Source organism: Streptomyces fradiae ATCC 10745 = DSM 40063 (assembly GCF_008704425.1).
In the GTDB taxonomy this organism is placed as follows: Bacteria; Actinomycetota; Actinomycetes; order Streptomycetales; family Streptomycetaceae; genus Streptomyces; species Streptomyces fradiae.
Genome location: NZ_CP023696.1, coordinates 4,490,231 through 4,512,084, shown reverse-complemented (window position 1 = coordinate 4,512,084; position 21,854 = coordinate 4,490,231). Strand labels below are relative to the sequence as shown.

Genomic DNA, 21,854 nt, shown 5'->3' with positions numbered 1-21,854 from the left:
GTGGACCGCGTGTCCGAGTCCGCCGCCTCCTCCTCCCGCCACCCCGGCGCCTCCCGCCCCTCCCGTCCCTCCCGCGCCCGCCGCGGCCGCCGGGCGCGGGTCGCGGCGTCGTTCGCCGTCCTGCTGGCCGTCGCCGGGTACGTGGCGATGCGCTACGAGTCGGGCGGCGGCGGCACGCCGCGGTGCGTGGTCGGCAGCGGCGGCCACACGTACACCCTCTCCCCCGAGCAGGCGTCGAACGCCGCGACGATCTCCGCCGTGGGCACCACGCGCGGGATGCCCGAGCGGGCGGTGACGATCGCGCTGGCCACCGCGCTGCAGGAGTCGGCGCTGCGCAACATCGACTACGGCGACCGGGATTCGCTGGGCCTCTTCCAGCAGCGGCCGTCGCAGGGCTGGGGCACCCCGGAGCAGATCATGGACCCGGTGTACTCGGCGGGCATCTTCTACGACCGGCTCGCCGAGGTGCCGGGCTACTCGCGGCTGCCGCTGACGGTGGCGGCGCAGCGGGTGCAGCGCAGCGGGTTCCCGCAGGCGTACGCCAAGCACGAGCCGGACGCGGCGCTGCTGGCGGCGGCGCTGACCGGGCGCTCGGCGGCCTCTCTGACCTGCGCCCCGATACGCGGGGCCGCGCCGGGCGACCCGGAGCGGCTGCGGGGGGAGCTGGTGCGGGCGTTCGGCGCGGGCGTGCTGTCCGGGGCGCCGGCGGGGCCCGGCGACGGCAAGGGCGGCGGAGCGCCCGGGGAGCCGGACGCCGGTGGTACGGCGTCCGGCGGCGGGACGGACAGCGGCGGCGCGGCGGCCGGCGGTACGGACGGCGGCGGTACGGCGGCGGGCGGCACCGGACCGGGGCCCGGCTCGGGTTCGGACCCGGACGCCGGGGACGCCGGGACGGGCACGGGCGGTACGGCCGGCGGGGGCGGTACGGCGTCGGCGCGGCCCGGCGGCGGGGCGGCCGGTGACGGGGCCTCCGGTGCCGAGGGCCGTACGGTCCGCCTGCCCGTGCCCGCGGGGGCGGACTCCTCCGGCCCCGAGGGCGGCGCGGCGGAGGCCGGCTCGCGGCGCGGCTGGGAGCTGGCGCAGTGGGCGGTGGCCCGGGCGGACGAGCTGGACGTCGTCGAGGTGGCGTACGCGGGCCGGGTGTGGAGCGTGCGGGAAGCCCGCGAGGGGTGGCGCCCGGCGGGTTCGGACGCGGGTACCGGCGAGGTCGTCATCCGCGTCGCGGGGTAGCGTCCGGCACCGGGCCTCGGGCGGGCGGCGCCGCATGGTAGTCGCCCTCTTCCGGAGAGTGACCATCGCGTCTCCCGGCGGCATTCGCTCAGCCGCCCGGCCCGTCACCCGTCCGAGCCGCTTCACCCCCTGCGGCACCCCTTCCGGCCGGCGCCCGCGGCCACACCGCCAACGACCCGCACTCCCCCGGCGCACCCTGCGAAGGAACGTTTCCCCATCCGCGCGCCCGGTCCGCCCTTTGCCCGGATTTGAGGGCCTGCGGCCCCGCCCCGCATTGCCAACTCTTTACCCGGCGCCACCGCAACCTTCCCCCGGCTCCCCGCGGTTGTCACAGCGTCCGATCGTCGGACAGGCATCACAGCCACACGACTCTTCCCCGTCGAAGGAGCATCATGTCCCTCCCCCTGACCCGCCGGATCGCCAGTGCCGCGCTGCTCACCGCAGCGGGAGCGGCCTCCGTGGTCGGTGCGGCCGGCTCCGCGAGCGCCGTGGACCTCCCCCAGACCCCCGACCTCGCCGGCGGCGTCACCGCTCTCGACACCGCGCCGGTCACCGAGACGCTCGGCAACACCCCGGAGAAGGCCACCGGCCTCGCGGGCGGTACGGGCGGCAAGGTCGCCGAGCGGGCCGTCCCGGTCGCGGGCGCGGCCCTCGGCGAGACGGCCGAGAAGGCCACCCCGACCGCCCGCGCGGCCGTCGGCGACGTCACGCGCGGCGCGGGCGACGCCCTGGGCGCCACCGCGGCGAAGGGCCTGCCCGGCGACGGCCTCCTGGGCGGCCTGCCCGTCTCCACGCCGCTCGGCTGACCCGCCGCCCCCCCCGGCCGACCGGCAGGGCCCGGACCGCGTGACGCGGTCCGGGCCCTGTCCCGTGTCCGGGCCGTACGGGGGCCTGCCCCGTGTCCGGGCCTACGGGGGCCTGGCCCTGTCCGGGCCGTACCGTTCCCGCCGTCCGCGTGGGGGGCCGCCGCCGGTCGGGCCGCCGCCCGACATGACGGGCCGCCGGCCCCGCACCGGCGCGGCGGGTCGTCGGCCCCGGCCGCGGCGTCCGGCGTGGCGGGCCGTCAGCCCAGGCGCTTGACGGCCGCCTCGACCCGCTCGTCCGTCGCGGTGAACGCGACCCGCACGAACCGCTCCCCCGCCGCCCCGTAGAAGTCGCCCGGCGCCACCAGCACGCCCAGGTCGGCCAGGTGGCCCACGGTGTCCCAGCAGGGCTCGTCGCGGGTGGCCCACAGGTAGAGGCTGGCCTCGCTGTGCTCGATACGGAAGCCGTGCCCGACCAGTGCCGTCCGCAGCGCGTCCCGCCGCCGCGCGTACCGCTCGCGCTGCTCGCGCACATGGGCGTCGTCGCCCAGCGCGGCCACGGTCGCCGCCTGCACCGGGGCGGGCGTCATCATGCCGCCGTGCTTGCGGATGCGGAGCAGCTCGCCCAGCACGTCCTGGTCGCCCGCGACGAACGCGGCGCGGTAGCCGGCCAGGTTGGAGCGCTTGGACAGGGAGTGGACGGCGACGACGCCCTCGTAGGAGCCGCCGCACACGTCCTCGTGCAGCACCGAGACCGGCTCCGCCTCCCAGCCCAGCTCCAGGTAGCACTCGTCGCTGAAGACGAGCACCCCGTGCTCGCGCGCCCAGGCGACGATCCGGGTCAGCTCGTCCTTGCCGAGGACCCGGCCCGTCGGGTTGGACGGGGAGTTCAGCCACAGCAGCCGCAGCCCGGCCGGGTCCAGCTCCGTCGGGTCGTCGTACACCAACGGCTCGGCGCCGGCGAGGCGGGCGCCGACCTCGTACGTCGGGTAGGCGAGGCGCGGGTAGGCCACCTTGTCGCCCGGGCCGAGGCCCAGCTGCGTCGGCAGCCACGCCACCAGCTCCTTGGAGCCCACGACCGGCAGGACGTTCGTGTGGGCGAGGCCGCGGGCGCCCAGGCGGCGCTCGCACCAGCCGGTGACGGCGTCGCGGAGGGCGGCCGTGCCCCACACCGTGGGGTAGCCGGGCGAGTCGGCCGCGTCGACCAGGGCCCGGCGGATCAGCTCGGGCACGGGGTCCACCGGGGTGCCGACCGACAGGTCGACGATGCCGTCGGGGTGGGCCGCGGCCGTCTTCTTGTACGGCTCCAGCTTGTCCCACGGGAAGACGGGAAGGCGGGAGGAGACTGCGGACACGGTGCTCACTTTCTCGTGGGTGCGGCGCCGTCCGGGCGCCGCGGGCACGAACGCCGCGGTCCCGCACGGCGGCAGTGCCGTGCGGGACCGACGACGTGGGATGTGGCGGTCAGCCGTTCTGCGGCGGCAGAGCGGCGATGAAGGGGTGGTCCCGCTCGATCAGGCCGAGCTTGGAGGCGCCGCCCGGCGAGCCCAGCTCGTCGAAGAACTCCACGTTCGCCTTGTAGTAGTCCTTCCACTCCTCCGGGGTGTCGTCCTCGTAGAAGATCGCCTCGACCGGGCAGACCGGCTCACAGGCCCCGCAGTCGACGCATTCGTCCGGGTGGATGTACAAGGACCGCTGGCCCTCGTAGATGCAGTCGACGGGGCACTCCTCGATGCACGCCTTGTCCTTCACGTCGACACAAGGCTGCGCGATGACGTAGGTCACGCTGTCGTTCCTCCTTGGTAGGGCTGGCTCTGCGCGGGAGCGCGGCGTCGTCGATGCCCGCCCCTAGTATCTCCGTTCTTGGAGACGAACCGAACAGGAGGGGCGGACAGAGCTGTGGAGTTCACTGCGGGCGGACGCCTGGAAGTCCAGATCACACCCTTTGACGTGGGCAAACGGGTGTCTGTCCGCCGCCTGGGCGATCCGGCTTCCCAGACGGAGACGTTCACGGACACCGTCGGGGTTCTCACATCCTGGGACGAGGGTGTGCTCCTGATCACACGGAGGACCGGCGAGACCGTCCGGATCGCGGAGTCGTCCCTGGTCGCGGGCAAGGCCGTGCCGGCCGCGCCGGCCCGCAGGCGGGGCCCGGCGGCGGGCTTCGGGGAGCTGGCGCGGGCGCAGGCGCGGGCCTGGCAGCCGGAGGAGAGCCGGCCGCTCGGGCAGTGGACGCTGCGCGCGGCGCGCGGCTTCACCCGCCGCGCCAACTCCGTCCTGGCCGTGGGCGATCCCGGCATGCCCCTGGACGACGCCCTCGCGCGCGTGCGGGCCTGGTACGGCGAGCGCGGCCTGCCCGCGTACGTGCAGGCCGCGACCGGTGCGGAGGGGACCCAGGAGGCGCTGTGCGCGGCGCTGGAGGAGCGGGGCTGGCGGCGCGAGGTGTCGGCGGAGGTGCGGATCGGGGGCCTCGCGCCCGTCGCCGACCTGGGCGCGGGGCTGCCGGGCGGGGGGCTGCCGGGCGGGGGGCCGGGCCCCTCGGGCGAGGCGGCGGGGGCGTCCGCCGGCGGGGGGACGGGCCGGGTGACGCTGTCCCGGGCGCCGGACGCGGGCTGGCTGCGCCGGTACCAGCGGGTGGGTGAACCGGGCCCCCATGTGCGGAACGTCCTGTCCACTGGGCCATCGGTGTGGTTCGCCTCCGTACGGGGCGAGGGCGAGGTGCCGGTGGCGATCGGCCGGTGTGTGGTGGACGCACGCTGGGCGGGGTTCATGGCGGTGGAGGTGGACCCGGCCCACCGGCGGCGGGGCCTCGCACGCGCCGTGATGGCCGCGCTGGCCGGGCGGGCGCTGGAGGAGGGCGCGTCGGCCGCGTGGCTTCAGGTGGAGACCGGCAACACCGCCGCCCGCGCCCTGTACGACGGCATGGGCTTCGGGGTGCACCACCTCTACCACCACTTCCGGGCCTCCTGAGGGGTACGCGGGGCACATGGGCGAGCACACGGACCCCGGAGGGTGGCGGAGCCGGTTCGCGGAGGCGGCGCGCGAGGAGCGGCCCGACCTGGCGGAGCTGTGCCTGCTGATCGGCGCCGTGGCCGAGCCGGAGGTGGCCCAGCCGGACCTCGACGCCGCGGAGATCGAGCTGGACCGGCTGGCGGGCCTCCTGCCGTACGGCGCGAAGACGCCCGGCGGGTGGGCGGCGGCGCTGGCGTCGCTGCTGGGCGGCCGGTACGGCTTCCACGGGACGCGGGACGACTACGAGCGCCTGGAGTCGTCGCTGCTCCACCGGGTGCTGCTGCGCCGCCGGGGCCTGCCGATCCTGCTGTGCGCGGTGTGGATGGAGGTGGCCCGGCGTGCGGGGGCGCCCGTGTACGGGGTGGCGCTGCCCGGGCACTTCGTCGTCGGGTTCGGGGAGCCGGGGGAGCAGGTGCTGGCCGACCCGTTCGCCGGAGGGCGGCCGCTGACCGAGGAGGACGCGGAGCTGCTGGTGGCGGGCGCCACCGGGGAGCCGCTGCGGCCGTCGATGCTGATGCCCGCCGACCCGCTGGACATGGTGCTGCGCATCCTGAACAACATCCGGGCGTGGGCGGCGGCGCGGCCCGAGCGCTCCGACGTGGCGCTGTGGGCCGTGGAGCTGGCGCTGCTGCTGCCGTCGCACCCGGCGCGGCTGCGGTACGAAAGGGCGCAACTGCTGGTGGGGCGCGGCGACTTCCTGACGGGGGCCGCGGAGATGGAGGCGTACGCGGACGTGGTCGCCGCGGTGGAGCCCACGACCGCGGCGGTCCTGCGCGCCCACGCCCGCGCCGCCCGCGCCCGCCTCAACTGACCGGCGCCCACGTCCGGGCCGCCGCCCGGTCGGCCGGCCGGGGTGGGTGCGGGGCCGGTGCGGCGGGGCACGGCGGGCGCGGGTCCGGGGCGCGTACGGGGCCGGTGCGGCCGGGCAGGCCGGCGCGGGTCCGGGGCGCGCACGGGGCCGGTGCGGCCGGGCAGGCCGGCGCGGGTCCGGGGCGCGCACGGGTGAGGGCGGGTCCGCGCGTACGGCGTGGGTATGCGGGGGCGCGCAGGGGCCTGGTACCGGGTGCGCGTGCGGCCTGGGTATTCGGGGCGGGTACGGGGCGGGTACCGGGGGCGGGAACGTCTGAGGGCCGCCCCCGCGTACGGCGGGGGCGGCCCTCGGGTCGCGGGCGGGTCAGCCCTGCGGGTCGAGCTCGATGGTGACCGTGCGATCCGCCGCGGTCTTGCCGAGCAGGGCCTTGTGCATGGCCGCGGCCACGTCGTCGGCGGAGAGCTGGTGCTGCCGGCCGTCGCCCTTCGTGATCATCACGCCGTCGAAGGTGCCGTCCAGCAGGCGGTCGATGGCCTTCTTGTCGTAGTACGGCTCCAGCCGGTCGCCGACCGCCTTCATGGAGAGGATCTGGGGCAGCGACCGCTGCGGGCCGAACTGGATCTGCCGGCCGCCCGCCCTGATCGTGATCAGGCCGGACATCGCGGGCTCGGCGAACTCCTTCACGGCCCGGTCGATCTCGGCCTGCCCGATCCGCGGCTCACGGGTGGCGACGGGCAGCTCCACCACGTTCGGTCGGCCCGTCTCGACCTGGGCCCGGTACGCGTCCCGCACGAAGATCATCGCGCGCGGCACGTCCAGCACCGCGCCGGCCTTGCCCGGCACGGGGACGACCTTGCCGGGCTCGAACTTGACGGTGCCCTCCGTGACGGCGCCCGGCCCGCCGCTCAGGCCGGCCAGCGCGACGCGCAGCTTCTCCTCGTCGACCGGGATGACCGGCTGGGCCACGCGCTCGGCGCCGAACAGGGAGCCGATCACCGTGACCGGGTTGTAGTCGCTCCCGGCGGCGGCGCGCACGGTCGCCTGGCTGTCCAGGGACAGGCCGGCCTTGTCGGGGGCGAGCGTCCGGTTCTGCCCGCCGACCTCCAGCTGGAGCGGGGTGGCGGCGCGCGACCCGCGCGCGGCGTCCAGCTTCTGGACGGCCTCCTCCTTGGTGGAGCCGCCGATGTCGACGCCGAGGACGGTGGTGCCCTTGGGCACGTCGGCCTGGTTGAGGAGGAGCCCCGCGCCGTACGCGACGCTCGCGGCGGCGACCGCGGCGACCGCGAGGAGGACCAGCTTGGAACGGCCCTTCTTCCTGACGGGGGCGGGCGCGGAGCGGGTGGCCGGCGGCGGGGTGGGCGCGGGCGCCTCGGGCGCGGGCTCGTCCAGGGCCGGCGGGTAGGCGTCGACGCCGTCCCGGTACGCCTCGGCGCCGTCCTCGTACGCGTCGGCGCGCCCGGCCGCGCGGGGGGCGCGGGTCGCGCGGGCGGGACCCGGCTGCGGGGACGGCGACGGGCCGGCCCCCGCGCGGCCGTCCCGCGGGTTTGCGGGCGCGCCGCCGGCGGCGGGGTCGGAGGTCCGGGCGGGCGGCGGGCCGGGGTGCGGCTTCTGCGGGGTGAGGACGGCGGTGTCGTCGGACAGCCCGCCCGGGGTGCGCGCCGCTCCGGCGGCGCTCCGGGAGTCCGCCGCCGTGCTCGCGGAGCCGGCGGCGGCGCCGACGGCCCGCAGCGCGGCGGTGCCGAACGCCGGGCCGGACGTCGCTCCGGCGGGCCCGGTGCCGGGGGCGCCGGGCACGCGGGGCGTGCGGGGGCCGTCGGACGGCGTGCCGGGCATGCCGTGAGCTCCGGGCCCACCGAGGCCGTCGGGGACACCGAGCGCGTCGGGCGTACCGAGCGCGTCCGGGGCGTCGGAGAAGTACGGGAGGCCGGGGGCGCCGGGCCGGTCCTCACCGGGGCCCGTGCCGTGGTCCATGCCCTGACCCGGGCCCACGCCCTGGCCGAGGGCCCGCGTGTGGTCCTGGGCGGTGTCGTGCGGCGCGCCGGCGGCCGGGGACGCCTCGGGCGCCGGGGCCTTGCGCGGGGCGAACCAGTCGCTGGTCGACTGCTCCGCGCCGGCGGCCGGGCGCGGCTCGTCCACGTCCGGGCGGGGCGTCCGCGCCGCCGGGGCCTCCTGCTCGCTCCCGCTCCCGCCCGCGTCCGCGTCGGCGTCCTGACCGCCGCCGTTCACCGGCTTGCGCACGACGACCGGTGGGATGGGCCGCGATCCCGGGATGTTGATCCGGATGCGGGTGGTCAGCGTCGTCTCGGTCTTCTTCTCCTCGGGCTGCGCGGGCGCGCCGCCCCCGGCCGCCTCACGGGGCGACCCGTACGGCGGGGTGCCCGAGGGGTACGCGGTCCCGCCACGCCCCTGGGGACCGGAGGACGAGGTGTCAGTTTCACGGCTCAAAGCAGGATCTCCCGGTTGGCTCCGCCGCCCGCTCACACACCCACGGGCGCCCGGCGGCGCGCACCACCATACTGGCCGCGGTCACCCCGCCACCTGCCACCGGTGGAACATCACCGGGCAATGCCACTCAAGTTCGGGCACGTCCCCCGTCAAGTGGCCCCGCGGGCCCGCCCTGTTGCGGCAGGGACGTCAGGGTGATGCACATCACAGCGGTCGCCATCCCCCCGAGGACGAACACCAGATCGGCCAGCCCGCCCCAGAAGAGCTTGTCGCCCTCGCCGCGCCCGAGCCAGACCGCCACGACGGCCGCGAGCCACCCGGCGCCCGCCGACAGGAGGCCGGCCTGGCCGCCGACGGCGCGCAGCCCGCCGTAGAAGAGGGCGCCCGTGGCCAGCAGGGCGAGGAGCAGCCCGGCCGGCAGCCAGGCGGCCTGGACGAGCGCGCCGGCCAGCCCGACGAGGACGCCCAGCACGACCAGCACGGTGTGCGCGAGGACCTTCAGCGGGGTGCTCACGCGGCCACCCCCGCGAACAGGTCGGTCTCCCGCTCGCCCGCCGGGGCGCCCGACGCACCGCGTGCCAGCTGGTACCACTCGCGGGTGAAGAGGGGCTGTCCGAGGTTGTTGGAGAGGGCGAAGAACCCGTCCCGCACGGTGATCTGTGTGGCGTGCGCACACATCGCGGCCGTCTTGCGGTCGGCGTACGGGGTGCCGTCGATCTCGGTGGTGACCAGCTCGTCGTCCACGACACCCGGCACGTCCTCCAGGGCCGCGACGCCGGGGAAGACGGTCCCGGTCGCGGCGCGCAGGGCGGCGAAGCCCTCCTCGGCGGCGGAGCGGGGCACCCGGTTCCAGTAGATCTTCGCGATGGTGTGGGGGGCGCCCAGGCCCGGGGCGTACGACGGGTCGGCGGCGAGGTCGGCGGCGCGCACGGCCACGCGGTGGGCCTGGATGTGGTCGGGGTGGCCGTACCCGCCGTCGGGGTCGTACGTCACCAGCACCTGCGGGCGGACCTCCCGGACGACCTCGACCAGGTGCGCGGCGGCGATGTCCACCGGGGTGCCCCAGAAGGCGCCCTCGCGGTGGTTCTGCGGGACGCCCATCATGCCGGAGTCGCGGAAGCGGCCCGGACCCCCGAGGAAGCGGTGGTCGGTGACCCCCAGCTCCCGCATCGCGGCGTCCAGTTCGCCGACGCGGTGGGGTCCGAGCCGGTCCTCCCGGTCGGGCGCGAGGTGGGCGAGGCCGGGCGGGATCACCTCGCCCTCCTCGCCCCGTGTGCAGGTCACCAGGGTGACCCGGGCGCCCTCGGCGGCGTACTTGGCCATGGTGGCGCCGTTGTTGATGGACTCGTCGTCGGGGTGCGCGTGCACCAGGAGCAGACGACGGGCGGGGAGATCCGTCATACGGACACCCTACGAGGTCCACCCCCGGCGGACGCCGCCGGAACGTGCGGGGCGGCTTCTAGAACTTGAGGTTGCCGATCATGCTCGCCACGCTGGTGGTGAACTGACTGACGGTGGGGGCGATGGAGGAGCTCGCCAGGTAGAAGCCCAGGAGCATGCAGACCACGGCGTGCCCGGCCTTCAGCCCCGATTTCCGGATGAGCAGGAAGACGACGATCGCCAGCAGCACCACCGCCGAAATCGAGAGTGCCACGGCGGTTCACCTCCATACATGTCGGTCGGAACGGGCAACGCGCATACGCCAGGAGGTTGATACCCACCTTGCGCTACGGATCATAACTTTCCGTGCCCCGGCATCGTTCGGTGCACGGCAGCATTGGGGGGCGCACGGACGCTAGTTTCGGTCACATGACTTCGCCCCAGCAGCCCTCCTTTCCCCGCCAGTTCGCCCGTTCGCGGCGCTTCACCCTGGGCGCACCCCGCTCGTTCACCGTGGCGCCCGACGGCTCCCGGGTCGTCTTCCTGCGCTCCCCCTCGGGGGCGGACCCGGTGAACCGGCTGTGCGTGCTGGACCTGGACGGCGACGCGCCCCGCGAGCGGGTCGCCGCCGACCCGGCCGAGCTGCTCGGCGGGGCGGGGGAGGACCTGCCGCCGGAGGAGCGCACCCGGCGCGAACGGGCCCGCGAGACGGCCGGGGGCGTGGTGGCCTACGCCGTGGACGCGGCCGTGGAGCTGGCGGCGTTCACCCTGTCGGGCCGGCTGTACGTGGCCGGGCTGCGGGACGGGGCGGCGCGCCCGCTGCCGGTGCCCGGGCCGGTGCTCGACCCGAGGCCGTCGCCGGACGGGCGGCTGGTGGCGTACGTGGCGCGGGGCGCGCTGCGGGTGGTGCCCGTGGACGGCGGCGGGGCGGAGCGGGTACTGGCCCGGCCGGAGGGCGGGGGCGTGGCGTACGGGGTCGCCGAGCACGTGGCGGCCGAGTCGATGGGCCGTCCGCGGGGCTTCTGGTGGTCGCCCGGCTCGGACCGGCTGCTGGTGGCGCGGGTGGACGAGGGGCCGGTGGCCCGGTGGTGGATCTCCGACCCGGCGCACCCGGACCGGGAGCCGGCGCGGGTGGCGTACCCGGCCGCCGGGACGCCCCACGCGGACGTGCGGCTGTTCCTGGTGGACGTGGACGGCGGGGACGGCGGGGACGGCGGAGACTCCGGGGGTACGGAGGCCGGCGGGGGTACGGAGGCCGGCGGGGGCCGGGGGGTCGGCGAGGCCGGTGGGGGCGGTGGCGCGGGGCGCGGGTCCGGGGGGACCGAGGTGGAGTGGGACCGGGAGCGGTTCCCGTACCTGGCGCGGGTGCACTGGTCGCCGGCGGGGCCCCCGCTGCTGCTGGTGCAGTCCCGTGACCAGCGCACCCAGCGGTACCTGGCGGTCGACCCGGGGTCCGGGGCGACGCGGGTGGTGTGCGCGGAGGAGGACGGCCGGTGGCTGGAACTCGTTCCGGGCGCGCCGGTGTGGGCGCCGGACGGGCGGCTCGTGCGGGTCGTGGACGAGGGCGGGGCGCGGGTCCTGATGGCCGGCGACCGCCCGCTCACGGACGGACGGCTGCACATTCGGGGCGTACTGGACGTGGGCGACGGCGACCTCCTGGTCTCCGCCTCGGCGGGCGAGGCGGCGGGCGACGCGGAGATTGGCCAGATCCATGTGTACCGGGTGGGCGAGCGGGGCGTGGAGCGGATCTCCGAGGGGCCCGGCGTCCACACGGCGGTGCGCTGCGGCCCGGTGACGGTGCTGGTGTCGGCGGTGCCGGACGGGCCCGGTGCGCGGGTGCGGGTCCTGCGGGACGGCCGGCGGGTGGCGGAGGTCGCCTCGTACGCCGAGACGCCGGTGCTGTCGCCGAGGGTCGCGCTCACCGTGTCGGGTGCCCGCCGGATACCGTGCGCGGTGCTGATGCCCCGGTCGTACGAGGAGGGGGACGGGCCGCTGCCGGTGCTGGTCGACCCGTACGGCGGGCCGCACGGGCAGCGGGTGGTGGCCGCCCATGACCCGTACCTGACGTCCCAGTGGTTCGCGGACCAGGGCTTCGCGGTGGTCGTCGCGGACGGGCGGGGCACGCCGGGCCGGTCGCCCGACTGGGAGAAGGCCATCGCGGGCGGGCTGGCGCCGGTGCTGGAGGACCAGGTGGCGGCGCTGGAGGGGCTGGCCGGGCGCTTCCCGCTGGACCTGGGGCGGGTGGCCATCCGGGGCTGGTCGTTCGGCGGCTGGCTGGCGGGGTTCGCGGTGCTGCGGCGCCCGGACGTGTTCCACGCGGCGGTGGTGGGCGCCCCGGTGACGGACCAGCGGCTCTACGACGCCCACTACGCCGAGCGGTACCTGGGCGGGAGGCCCCAGGACGTGCCGGACGCCTACCGGGACAGCTCGCTCGTGGGGGACGACGGACTGGTGGAGGCACGGGAGCCGGCCAGGCCCATGATGATCATCCATGGCATGGCGGACGACAATGTGGTCGCCGCACACACGCTCCGGCTGTCCTCGGCGCTGCTGGCGGCGGGCCGCCCTCATGAGGTGCTGCCGCTGACGGGCGTGACCCATATGACCCCGCAGGAGCGGGTCGCGGAGAACCTGCTCCTCCTCCAGGTGGACTTCCTGAAGCGGTCGCTGGGCCTGGGGTGAGCACGACCGGCCGGGGCGCGCGGTGCGCCCCGGCCGGTCCACGGCACCCGCACGGCCGTACGGGGTCCAGGGTCGCGTGTCCGTATATCGGGACGGCGTCGCCCGGGTGTCCCGCGTGTTACGCGCCGACCGGACCACCCGCGCCGCCCATACCGCCCCCGCCGCCGGGCGCGCCTCCCCCGCCGGGCGCCCCGGGCACCCCGGGCGCCCCCGGGACCCCGCCCGGACCCTCCGCGCCCCGTGCCGGGCCGGGCGGCCCGTCCTCGCCCGGCACCACGTGCAGCTCCTCCGCGAAGTGGCACGCAGAGTCGTGCCGCGCCGGGCTGTCGACCTCGCGGAACACGGCGGGCACGGCGAGCAGCGGGACCTCCAGGGCGCACCGCTCGCGCGCCTTCCAGCAGCGGGTGCGGAAGCGGCAGCCGGAGGGCGGGTTCGCGGGCGACGGCACGTCACCGGAGAGCAGGACGCGCTCGCGGTGCTCGCGCGCCTCCGGGTCCGGCACGGGCACGGCGGACAGCAGCGCCTGCGTGTACGGGTGGGTGGGGTGGTCGTAGATCTCGGTGTCGGTGCCCGTCTCGACGATCCGGCCGAGGTACATCACCCCGATCCGGTCGGAGATGTGCCGGACGATCGACAGGTCGTGCGCGATGAAGACGTACGACAGGCCGAACTCGTCCTGGAGCCGCTCCAGCAGGTTGACGACCTGGGCCTGCACGGACACGTCGAGGGCGGAGACGGGCTCGTCGGCGACGATGACGCGCGGCTGGAGGGCGAGGCCCCGCGCGATGCCGATGCGCTGGCGCTGCCCGCCGGAGAACTGGTGCGGGTAGCGGTTGATGTGCTCCGGGTTGAGGCCGACGACCTCCAGCAGCTCGCGCACCCGGCGCCGCCGGTCGCCCTTGGGCGCGGCCTCGGGGTGGATCTCGTAGGGCTCGCCCACGATGTCGCCGACCGTCATGCGGGGGTTGAGGGAGGTGTACGGGTCCTGGAAGACCATCTGGATGTCGCGCCGTACCGCCTTCAGGGCCCGCCCGGACAGCCGGGTGATGTCCTCGCCCCGGTAGCGGATCGCGCCGGAGGTGGGCCGTTCCAGGTTGACCAGCATCCGGGCGACCGTCGACTTGCCGCAGCCGGACTCGCCGACGATGCCGAGGGTCTCGCCGGGGCGCAGGGCGAAGGAGACGCCGTCGACCGCCTTGACGGCGCCGATCTGCTTGCGGAACAGCACCCCGCGGGTGAGCGGGTAGTGCTTGACGAGGTCGCGTACCTCGAGGATCGGCTCAGCGGACGGCATCGGCGGGCTCCTTGTGGAGGGTCTCCCGCCAGAAGTGGCAGGCGCTGTGCCGGTCGCCGGGGACCTCGTACAGCGGGGGGACGTCGGTGCGGCACACGTCGCGGGCGCGGGGGCAGCGCGGGTGGAAGGGGCAGCCGGGCGGGATCGCCGTGAGGCTGGGCGGCAGGCCCTTGATCGCGTACAGCTCCCGTCCCTTCTGGTCCAGGCGCGGGATGGAGTCGAGCAGGCCCTGGGTGTAGGGGTGGGCGGGGGCCTTGTACAGGTCGTGGACGGGGGCGGTCTCGACGATGCGGCCGGCGTACATGACGGCGATGCGGTCGGCGACGTCCGCGACGACGCCGAGGTCGTGGGTGATGAGGATGAGGCCCATGCCCAGCTCCCGCCGCAGCTCCGCGAGCAGCTCCATGACCTGGGCCTGGACGGTGACGTCGAGGGCGGTGGTCGGCTCGTCCGCGATGATCAGGGCCGGTTCGAGGGCCATCGCCATGGCGATCATGATGCGCTGGCGCATGCCGCCGCTGAACTGGTGGGGGTACTGGCCGACGCGTTCGCGGGCGGCGGGGATGCGGACGCGGTCCATCAGCTCGACGGCCCTGGCGCGGGCGTCCTTCTTCGACATGCCCCGGTGGACGGTGTACATCTCGGCGAGCTGGTCGCCGACGGTGAGGACGGGGTTGAGGGCGGACAGGGCGTCCTGGAAGATCATCGCCATCCGGGCGCCGCGCACCTTGCGCCGCTCCTCCTCCTTGAGGGTGAGCAGGTCGCGGCCCTGGAAGAGGATCTGCCCGGCGGTGATGCGGCCGGGCGGGGTGTCGAGGATGCCCATCACCGCCTGGGCGGTGACGGACTTGCCGGACCCGGACTCGCCGAGGACGGCGAGCGTCTCGCCCGCGTCGACCGCGTAGGTGACGCCGTTGACGGCCCTGGCGGTGCCCTCGCGGGTGCGGAACTCGACGTGGAGGTCGCGTACTTCGAGCAGCATGGCGGCGGCTCCTCAGCGCAGCTTGGGGTCGAGGGCGTCGCGTACGGCGTCGCCGAGCATGATGAACGCGAGGACGGTGACGCTCAGCGCCCCGGCGGGCCACAGCAGCATGTGGGGGGCGTTGCGGATCTGCGGGGCGGCGTTGGAGATGTCGATGCCCCAGGAGACGGTGGGCGGGCGGAGCCCGACGCCGAGGAACGACAGGGTCGCCTCCAGCGCGATGTAGGTGCCCAGGGCGATGGTCGCGACGACGATGACGGGGGCGACGGCGTTGGGCGCGACGTGCCGCAGCAGGAGGCGGGGGCTGCCGGCCCCGAGCGAGCGGGCGGCCTGGACGTAGTCGTGCTGTTTCGCGGTGATGACGGAGCCGCGGGCGATGCGGGCGATCTGGGGCCAGCCGAGCAGCACGATGAAGCCGACCACGGGCCAGACGGTGGTGCTGGTGACGACGGAGAGGAAGACCAGGCCGCCGAGGACCACCGGGATGCCGAAGAAGACGTCGGCGGTGCGGGAGAGCAGGGCGTCGCTCCAGCCGCCGAAGAACCCGGCGAGGCCGCCGAGGAGGCTGCCGAGGAGGGCGGCGCCGAGGGTGGCGGCGATGCCGACGGTGATGGAGGCGCGCGCCCCGTGGACGGTGCGGGCGTACACGTCGCAGCCCTGGGTGTCGAAGCCGAAGGGGTGGCCGGGCTCGGAGCCCTGCTGGGACTTGGCGAGGTCGCAGCGGAGCGGGTCGGTGCTGGTGAGCAGCTGCGGCCAGATCGCGATGAGCACCAGGAAGAGGATGAGCAGGGACGACACGATGAAGACGGGGTTGCGGCGCAGCTGGTGCCAGGCGTCGGTCCACAGGCTGCGGGGCTTTCCGCCGGGGCCGGGCGCGGTGCCCTCCTCGCCGGTGGGTTCGGTCTCGGGCTTGTCGAGGGTCTTCGCTTCGCTCATGGCCAGGTCCATGGCGCCGCCGGCGCCGGTAGGCGCGATCGCCTCGCGCGGGTTCTCGTACGGGCTCTTGTCGTACGGGTCCCTGTCGTGGGGGTCCTGCTCGTACGGGCTCTTTCCGTAGGGGCCCTCCGCGCGGGGGGCCTCCCCGTGGGGGCCTTCCCCGTGGGGGCCCCTCCTCTCGTCCGGGTCAGGCATAGCGGATCCTCGGGTCCAGGACCGCGTAGAGCAGGTCGACCAGCAGGTTCGCCACCAGGAAGACGATCACGAGAATCGTCACGAAGCCGACGACGGTGGGTGAGTTGTTGCGCAGGATGCCCTGGTAGAGCTGGTAGCCGACGCCGTGGATGTTGAAGATCCGCTCGGTGACGATGGCGCCGCCCATCAGGGCGCCGATGTCCGCGCCGATGAAGGTGACGACGGGGATGAGGGAGTTGCGCAGCAGGTGCCGGGTGATGACGCGGCGGCGCGGCAGCCCCTTGGCGACGGCGGTGCGGACGTAGTCGGCGCGGGTGTTCTCGGCGATGGAGGTGCGGCTGAGCCGGGTGACGTAGGCGAGGGAGACCAGGGCGAGGACGACGCCGGGGAGGAGCAGCTCGTCGAAGCGGGCCTCCGAGGAGACGGAGGGGTTGATCCACCCCCACTTGACGCCGAAGAGGTACTGGAGGAGGTAGCCGGAGACGAAGGTGGGGACGGAGATCACCACCAGGGTGAGGACGAGCAGCCCGGTGTCGAGGGGGCGGCCGCGCTTGAGGCCGCTGACCACGCCGAGGGTGACGCCGACGACGATCTCGATGAGGATCGCGACGACCGTGAGCCGCAGGGTCACGGGGAAGGCGGCGGCCATCAGCTCGGTGACCTGCTGTCCGTTGAAGGCGGTGCCGAAGTCGCCCTGGAAGATCGACCCCATGTAGAGCAGGTACTGCTTCCACAGCGGCTCGTCGAGGTGCAGCTCCTCGCGGATGCGGGCGGCGGTGGCGGGGTCGGGCGCCTTGTCGCCGAAGAGCGCGGCGACCGGGTCGCCGAGGGCGTACACCATGAGGAAGATCAGCAGGGTGGTCCCGATGAACACGGGGATCATCTGGAGCAGCCGCCTGATGACGTAACGCCCCATGTGGCCTCCTGGCGGGGGTGCGGGCGGCGGCTCAGCCGACCGTGATCTGGTCGTACACGGGGACGCTGAACTGGTTGAGCTCCACGTCGGAGAGGCGCTCGGAGTAGCCGGCGCTGCCGTTCTGGTACCAGAGGGGGATGGCGGGCATCTGGGCGGCGAGGATCCGCTCGGCGTCCTGGAAGTCCTTGATGGCGGTGGCCTCGTCGGACTCGGCGTTGGCGCGGTCGACGAGGGCGTCGAAGCGCTCGTTGCTGAACTTGCCGTAGTTGGAGGAGGCGCCGGTGTAGTAGAGGGGCTCCAGGAAGTTCTGGATGAGCGGGTAGTCGGCCTGCCAGCCGGAGCGGAAGGGGCCGGTCATGCGGTAGTTGGTGACCTGGTTGCGGAAGTCCGCGAAGGTGCCGACGGGGTTGACGGTGCAGACGGGGCCGCTGTCGAGGACGTTGTTGATGCTGTTGCAGACGGCGTCCATCCACTGGCGGTGGGAGCCCGTGTCGACGTTGGAGGTGAGGGTGATCTTCCCGCCGGGGAGGCCGCCGCCCTCGGTGATGAGCCGCTTGGCCGCGGCCGCGTCGTAGACGCAGGCGTCGCCGCAGACGTCGCCGTAGCCGCCCTTCTCGCCGAGCGCCGGGGAGGTCCAGTCCTTGGCGGGGGTGCGGGTGTTCTGGAAGATCTGCCGGGTGATCTGCTCGCGGTTGATCGCCTTGGAGATGCCGATGCGGACCTTCTCCATGCCGGGCTTGGCCCATTCGGGCCGGTAGAAGGGGAAGGCCAGGGTCTGGATGATCAGGGCGGGCTGGTTGATGTAGCGGTCGCCGAGGTCGCTCTCGACGTTCTTGAGCTGCTGGGCGGGGATGTCGTCGACGAGGTCGAGGTTGCCGGAGATCAGGTCCTGGTAGGCGGTGTTGTTGTCGGTGTAGACCCGCAGGTCGACGCCGTCGTTCCTGGCCTTGTCGGGGCCCTGGTATCCGTCCCAGCGGCGCAGCCGCATCTCGCTGCCCTTGGTGTACGCGTCGACGGTGTACGGGCCGTTGCCGACCGGCTTGTCGAGCCAGGCCGCGCGGTCGGTGAAGAACGCCTGCGGCAGCGGCATGAAGGCGTTGTAGCCGAGGGTGTCGGGCCAGGTCGAGAACTTGTCGGTGAGGGCGACGGTGAAGGTCCGCTCGTCCTTGACCACCAGGCCCCGCATGGTCTGGGCCTTTGCGGCACCGGACTCGGGGTGGACGTCCTCGTAGCCGACGATGTCGGCGAAAAAGGGGGCGTTGTTCTGCTTGTTGTCGATGTGGGCGGCGTAGTTCCAGGCGTCCACGAAGGACTTGGCGGTCACCTTCTCGCCGTTGCTGAAGGTCCAGCCGTCCTTCAGGGTGACGGTGAAGTTCTGCGCGTCGGTCGTCTCGATCGACTGGGCGACCATGTCCTTGGCCTCGCCGGTGGCGGGGTCGTACCGCTTGAGTCCGCGGAAGATCATGTCGAGGACCTTGCCGCCCTGGACCTCGTTGGTGTTGGCCGGCTCCAGCGGGTTCTGCGGGTCGCCCCAGGAGGAGCTGAGGACACCGTCGCCGCTCCCGCCGCCCCCTCCCCCGCAGGCCGTCGCGGTGACCGCGAGGACGACGGCGGCGGCGACGGCGGCCCACGTGGTGGGGTGGCTGGCTCCGCGCATGGGGTGCCTCCTGGTCTTCGGGGCCGTGAGCAGGACTTAGGCCCCAATATCACCGCATACGAGACACCCCGCACCCCGCGCGCCCCCAAAGGGGGTGCGGGCGGCGGGCCAGGCCGGCGCGCTGCCGTCCGCAAGGCCGCGGCGCCGGGCGGGAACCGCGCGGCGCCGCCGGGCGGGTGGCCGGGACGGCGCCGCGCGCCCGGCCGTACCTCGCCCGGAAACGCCCGAAGGCCCCCCGCCGCCGCGGGGGGCCTTCGGAGCGCGGGTCACTTGGAGTCGGACTCCAGGGACGCCAGGGCGGGGTCGAGGACGACCTCCTTGCCGCCCTTGATGGTGGGCTCCTCCGGGAAGTGGCAGGCGGTGAGGTGGCCCTCGGTGCTGCCGGAGAGCTGCACCAGCGGCGGCTCGTCCGTCGCGCACTTCTCCTGCGCCTTCCAGCAGCGGGTGCGGAAGCGGCAGCCGGTCGGCGGGTTGATCGGCGACGGCACGTCGCCGGCGAGGCGGATGCGCTCGCGCTGCGAGCCGTCGACCGTGGCCTCGGGCACCGCGGAGAGCAGGGCGTGGGTGTACGGGTGGCGCGGCCGGTTGTACAGGGAGTCGCGGTCGGCGACCTCCATGACCTTGCCGAGGTACATCACCGCGACGCGCTGCGAGAAGTGCCGGACGACCGCCAGGTCGTGGGCGATGAAGAGGAAGGCGATGCCCATCTCTTCCTGGACCTTCTGCAGCAGGTTGACCACCTGCGCCTGGATCGACACGTCGAGCGCCGACACGGGCTCGTCCGCGACGATCAGCTTCGGCTGGAGCGCCAGGGCGCGGGCGACACCGATGCGCTGGCGCTGGCCGCCGGAGAACTCGTGCGGGAAGCGGTTGTAGTGCTCCGGGTTGAGGCCCACGGTCTCCAGGAGCTCGCGCACGCGGTTCTCGCGGCCGCCGGGCGGGTTGATCCCGTTGACCTCCATCGGGCTCTTGATGATCGTGCCGACGGTCTGGCGCGGGTTCAGCGACGAGTACGGGTCCTGGAAGATCATCTGGATCTCGGACCGGATCGGCGCGAGCTGCTTGCGCTTGGCGTGGGTGATGTCCTGGCCCGCGTACTCGATCGTGCCGCCGGTGGGCTCCAGGAGGCGGGTGATCAGCCGGCCGGTGGTCGACTTGCCGCAGCCCGACTCACCGACCAGGCCCAGCGACTCGCCGGGGTACATCGTGAGGTCCACGCCGTCGACCGCCTTGACGGCACCGACCTGGCGCTTGAAGGGGAAGCCGCCGTAGATGGGGAAGTGCTTCTGGAGCCCTTCCACCTTCAGCAGCGGTTCTCCCTGCTGCTGCTTCGCTCCCTGCTGCTGCGGCAGAGTGACGTTCTCGCTCATGTCTCTGCGTCTCCTAGCCCAGCCGGGGCTTGATCTGGTCGATGAAGATGGTCTGCTTCTGCTCCGCCGTGAGGTGGCAGGCCGCGGCGCGGCCGGCCGCCAGCGGCGGGCGCTCGGTCGAGCAGAGGCCGCCGGGGACCTCGTCGACGAAGCGGCACCGCGGGTGGAAGCGGCAGCCGGTGGGCGGGTTCAGCAGGCTGGGCGGGGTGCCCGGGATCGGGACGAGCGCCTCGCTGGTGTCGCCGCCGAGGCGCGGCATCGAGCTGAGCAGGCCCCAGGTGTAGGGGTGCTTCGGCTCGCTCAGCACCTCGCGGACGGAACCCCGCTCCACGGCCCGGCCCGCGTACATCACCAGCAGGTCGTCCGCCATGTTGGCGATGACGCCGAGGTCGTGGGTGATGAAGATGATCGCGGAGCCGAACTCCTGCTGGAGGTCGCGCAGCAGGTCCAGGATCTGGGCCTGCACGGTCACGTCGAGGGCGGTGGTCGGCTCGTCGGCGATGAGCAGCTCGGGGTCGCACATCAGCGCCATGGCGATCATGGCGCGCTGGCGCATGCCGCCGGAGAACTGGTGCGGGTAGTCGTCGAACCGGGTCTTCGGCTGCGGGATGCCGACCTTGGTCAGCATCTCGATCGCGCGGTCCTTCGCCTCCTTCTTGGAGGCGCCGCGGTGCTTGATGAACGGCTCGGACAGCTGGCGGCCCACCGTGTAGTACGGGGAGAGCGCGGTCAGCGGGTCCTGGAAGATCATGGCGACCTTGTTGCCGCGGAGCTTCTCCATCTCCTTCTCGGAGGCGGTGGTCAGCTCCTGGCCGTCCAGGACGATCTCGCCCTGGATGTCGGTCGACTTGCGGTTGTGCAGGCCGAGGACCGTCAGGTTGGTGACGGACTTGCCGGAGCCCGACTCGCCGACGATGCCCAGCGTCTTGCCGCGCTCGATGTCGAACGACAGCCCGTCGACGGCCCTGACGACGCCGTCCTCGGTGGAGAAGGCCACGCGCAGGTCGCGGACCGAGAGGAAGGCCTCCGGCCCGGTCGGGGCCGGCTTGTCTTCGGTCTTGGTCAGTGTGGTCACGGTCGTTCTCCTAGGCGAGGCGCACGCGCGGGTCGATGTAGGCGTAGGCGAGGTCCACGATGACGTTCAGGATGAGGATGAAGAACGCACCGAACAGCATCACGCCCATCGTCAGCGGCAGGTCCTTGCTCACCGAGGCGTCGACCGCGAGGCGGCCGATGCCGGCCAGGTCGAAGGTCTGCTCGGTGACCACGGCGCCGGCGAGCAGCGCGCTCAGGTCCATGCCGATGATCGTCACGATCGGCGTCAGCGAACCGCGCCAGGCGTACCGGAAGAACACGTACTTCTGCGGCATGCCCTTGGCGCGTGCCGTGCGGACGTGCTCCTCCTGGAGCTGCTCGATCATGGTCGAGCGCGCCATACGCGTGTACTGGGCGGTGAAGATGGTGGCCATCACGGCCCAGGGGATCAGCAGGCCGGTGGCCCAGGCGAGCGGGTCCTCGCTGAACGGCGTGTAGCTCGGGTTCTCCATCCAGCCGGTGGAGTAGACCATGATGCCGAGCACGATGGCGCCGAGGAAGTAGATCTGGAAGGAGCTGAGCACCATCGAGGCGCCGCTGACGAACTTGTCGACCTTGGTGCCGCGCTTCCAGGCGGCGAGCATGCCGGAGCCGAGGCCGAGTACCAGGAAGATGACCAGGCCACCGACGGTGAGCGACAGCGTCAGCGGGAAGCGGTCCACGATGGAGTCCCACACGAAGTCGCCCGAGTCGAAGGACAAGCCCAGGCAGGGCGCCGCGCAGTGCCCTTGCGCGAAGTCACGGCCGGCCACGATGCCCAGCATGAAGGTCCAGAACTGCGTGGTGATCGGCTTGTCGAGACCGAGGTTCTCCCGGATGACGGCCAGGTTCTCCGGCGAGCAGTTCTTGCCACAGGAGAGGGCGGCGAAGTCCTGGGGGATTGTGTAGAACAGGAAGAACGTGAAGGCGCCGATCAGGAACATGATCACGACGGCGCCGGTCAACCTGCGGATGAGGAACTGAAGCATGGCGGGCAGCTGCTCTCTTCGGAAGCGGCGGGCGGTGAGGGGTGGGGCCCGCGGGGGCGCGCTCCGCCTGGCGCGCAC

At 74.1% G+C, this 21,854-nt stretch carries 18 protein-coding genes and 2 pseudogenes; 6 read left to right on the top strand and 14 right to left on the bottom strand.

Translation table 11 applies throughout. From position 1 onward, the window contains the following. The first annotated feature begins 9 nt into the window (after nucleotides 1-9). Both CP974_RS30380 and CP974_RS20280 read left to right on the top strand, forming a co-directional pair. A complete protein-coding gene (locus CP974_RS30380; RefSeq protein WP_051839615.1) occupies nucleotides 10-1,230 on the top strand; it encodes a VldE C-terminal domain-containing protein in 1,221 nt (406 codons plus the stop codon). A 392-nt stretch (nucleotides 1,231-1,622) separates the two neighbouring features. After that, complete coding sequence (locus CP974_RS20280; RefSeq protein WP_031133149.1) at nucleotides 1,623-2,036, top strand: hypothetical protein; 414 nt, start codon at nucleotides 1,623-1,625, stop codon at nucleotides 2,034-2,036. Between the two features lie 257 nt (nucleotides 2,037-2,293). Here CP974_RS20280 and CP974_RS20275 read toward each other — a convergent pair whose 3' ends face one another. Together CP974_RS20275 and fdxA are read right to left on the bottom strand one after the other, a co-directional pair. Beyond that, entirely contained in the window at nucleotides 2,294-3,388 is a 1,095-nt protein-coding gene (locus CP974_RS20275; protein ID WP_031133150.1) for a bifunctional succinyldiaminopimelate transaminase/glutamate-prephenate aminotransferase, read from the bottom strand. 109 nt (nucleotides 3,389-3,497) lie between these two features. Next, a complete protein-coding gene (gene fdxA / locus CP974_RS20270; RefSeq protein ID WP_010474859.1) occupies nucleotides 3,498-3,818 on the bottom strand; it encodes a ferredoxin in 321 nt (106 codons plus the stop codon). A gap of 114 nt (nucleotides 3,819-3,932) precedes the next feature. Between fdxA and CP974_RS31065 the strand changes: the two are divergent. The 3 genes and pseudogenes from CP974_RS31065 to CP974_RS20260 all read left to right on the top strand — a co-directional run. Then, a pseudogene (locus CP974_RS31065) lies at nucleotides 3,933-4,530 on the top strand (putative acetyltransferase); the annotation flags it as partial. 86 nt (nucleotides 4,531-4,616) lie between these two features. After that, a pseudogene (locus tag CP974_RS31060) lies at nucleotides 4,617-5,003 on the top strand (GNAT family N-acetyltransferase); the annotation flags it as partial. 16 nt (nucleotides 5,004-5,019) lie between these two features. Next, a complete protein-coding gene (locus CP974_RS20260) occupies nucleotides 5,020-5,856 on the top strand; it encodes a transglutaminase family protein (RefSeq protein WP_031137303.1) in 837 nt (278 codons plus the stop codon). Between the two features lie 363 nt (nucleotides 5,857-6,219). Here CP974_RS20260 and CP974_RS20255 read toward each other — a convergent pair whose 3' ends face one another. The 4 genes from CP974_RS20255 to CP974_RS20240 all read right to left on the bottom strand — a co-directional run bounded on the left by CP974_RS20255 (nucleotide 6,220) and on the right by CP974_RS20240 (nucleotide 9,955). Further along, nucleotides 6,220-8,301, bottom strand: coding sequence for a hypothetical protein (locus tag CP974_RS20255; RefSeq protein WP_031136367.1), 2,082 nt, complete (start codon nucleotides 8,299-8,301; stop codon nucleotides 6,220-6,222). Nucleotides 8,302-8,428: 127 nt separating this feature from the next. Continuing rightward, nucleotides 8,429-8,815 (bottom strand): DUF6113 family protein, encoded by a 387-nt coding sequence (locus CP974_RS20250; protein WP_031136369.1) that lies wholly within the window; start codon nucleotides 8,813-8,815, stop codon nucleotides 8,429-8,431. Beyond that, nucleotides 8,812-9,702, bottom strand: coding sequence for an N-acetyl-1-D-myo-inositol-2-amino-2-deoxy-alpha-D-glucopyranoside deacetylase (gene mshB / locus CP974_RS20245; protein ID WP_031136371.1), 891 nt, complete (start codon nucleotides 9,700-9,702; stop codon nucleotides 8,812-8,814). The genes CP974_RS20250 and mshB overlap by 4 nt, the downstream gene beginning before the upstream one ends. Nucleotides 9,703-9,760: 58 nt before the next feature. Continuing rightward, nucleotides 9,761-9,955, bottom strand: a complete 195-nt coding sequence (locus tag CP974_RS20240; RefSeq protein ID WP_031136373.1) for a hypothetical protein — start codon at nucleotides 9,953-9,955, stop codon at nucleotides 9,761-9,763. A gap of 155 nt (nucleotides 9,956-10,110) precedes the next feature. On the opposite strand from CP974_RS20240, the gene CP974_RS20235 reads away from it, so the two are divergent. After that, nucleotides 10,111-12,363 carry a prolyl oligopeptidase family serine peptidase gene (locus CP974_RS20235; protein ID WP_150485838.1) on the top strand — a complete coding sequence of 751 codons (2,253 nt, stop codon included), beginning with the start codon at nucleotides 10,111-10,113 and terminating at the stop codon, nucleotides 12,361-12,363. Between the two features lie 118 nt (nucleotides 12,364-12,481). Here CP974_RS20235 and CP974_RS20230 read toward each other — a convergent pair whose 3' ends face one another. The 8 genes from CP974_RS20230 to CP974_RS20195 all read right to left on the bottom strand — a co-directional run bounded on the left by CP974_RS20230 (nucleotide 12,482) and on the right by CP974_RS20195 (nucleotide 21,776). Then, the gene (locus tag CP974_RS20230) at nucleotides 12,482-13,657 is read right to left on the bottom strand and encodes an ABC transporter ATP-binding protein (protein ID WP_051839357.1); all 1,176 of its coding nucleotides are present in this window, start codon (nucleotides 13,655-13,657) and stop codon (nucleotides 12,482-12,484) included. Then, nucleotides 13,644-14,639, bottom strand: a complete 996-nt coding sequence (locus CP974_RS20225) for an ABC transporter ATP-binding protein (RefSeq protein WP_031131257.1) — start codon at nucleotides 14,637-14,639, stop codon at nucleotides 13,644-13,646. Before CP974_RS20225 ends, CP974_RS20230 begins: the two co-directional genes overlap by 14 nt. 12 nt (nucleotides 14,640-14,651) lie before the next feature. Further along, nucleotides 14,652-15,587, bottom strand: a complete 936-nt coding sequence (locus CP974_RS20220) for an ABC transporter permease (RefSeq protein WP_373276708.1) — start codon at nucleotides 15,585-15,587, stop codon at nucleotides 14,652-14,654. A 175-nt stretch (nucleotides 15,588-15,762) separates the two neighbouring features. Then, the gene (locus CP974_RS20215; RefSeq protein ID WP_031131261.1) at nucleotides 15,763-16,686 is read right to left on the bottom strand and encodes an ABC transporter permease; all 924 of its coding nucleotides are present in this window, start codon (nucleotides 16,684-16,686) and stop codon (nucleotides 15,763-15,765) included. 31 nt (nucleotides 16,687-16,717) lie between these two features. Continuing rightward, entirely contained in the window at nucleotides 16,718-18,343 is a 1,626-nt protein-coding gene (locus tag CP974_RS20210; RefSeq protein ID WP_031131262.1) for a peptide ABC transporter substrate-binding protein, read from the bottom strand. A 266-nt stretch (nucleotides 18,344-18,609) separates the two neighbouring features. Continuing rightward, complete coding sequence (locus CP974_RS20205) at nucleotides 18,610-19,713, bottom strand: ABC transporter ATP-binding protein (RefSeq protein WP_031131263.1); 1,104 nt, start codon at nucleotides 19,711-19,713, stop codon at nucleotides 18,610-18,612. Nucleotides 19,714-19,726: 13 nt separating this feature from the next. Then, nucleotides 19,727-20,788 (bottom strand): ABC transporter ATP-binding protein, encoded by a 1,062-nt coding sequence (locus tag CP974_RS20200; RefSeq protein WP_085921226.1) that lies wholly within the window; start codon nucleotides 20,786-20,788, stop codon nucleotides 19,727-19,729. A 10-nt stretch (nucleotides 20,789-20,798) separates the two neighbouring features. Then, nucleotides 20,799-21,776 carry an ABC transporter permease gene (locus tag CP974_RS20195; RefSeq protein ID WP_031131266.1) on the bottom strand — a complete coding sequence of 326 codons (978 nt, stop codon included), beginning with the start codon at nucleotides 21,774-21,776 and terminating at the stop codon, nucleotides 20,799-20,801. Nucleotides 21,777-21,854 lie beyond the last annotated feature (78 nt).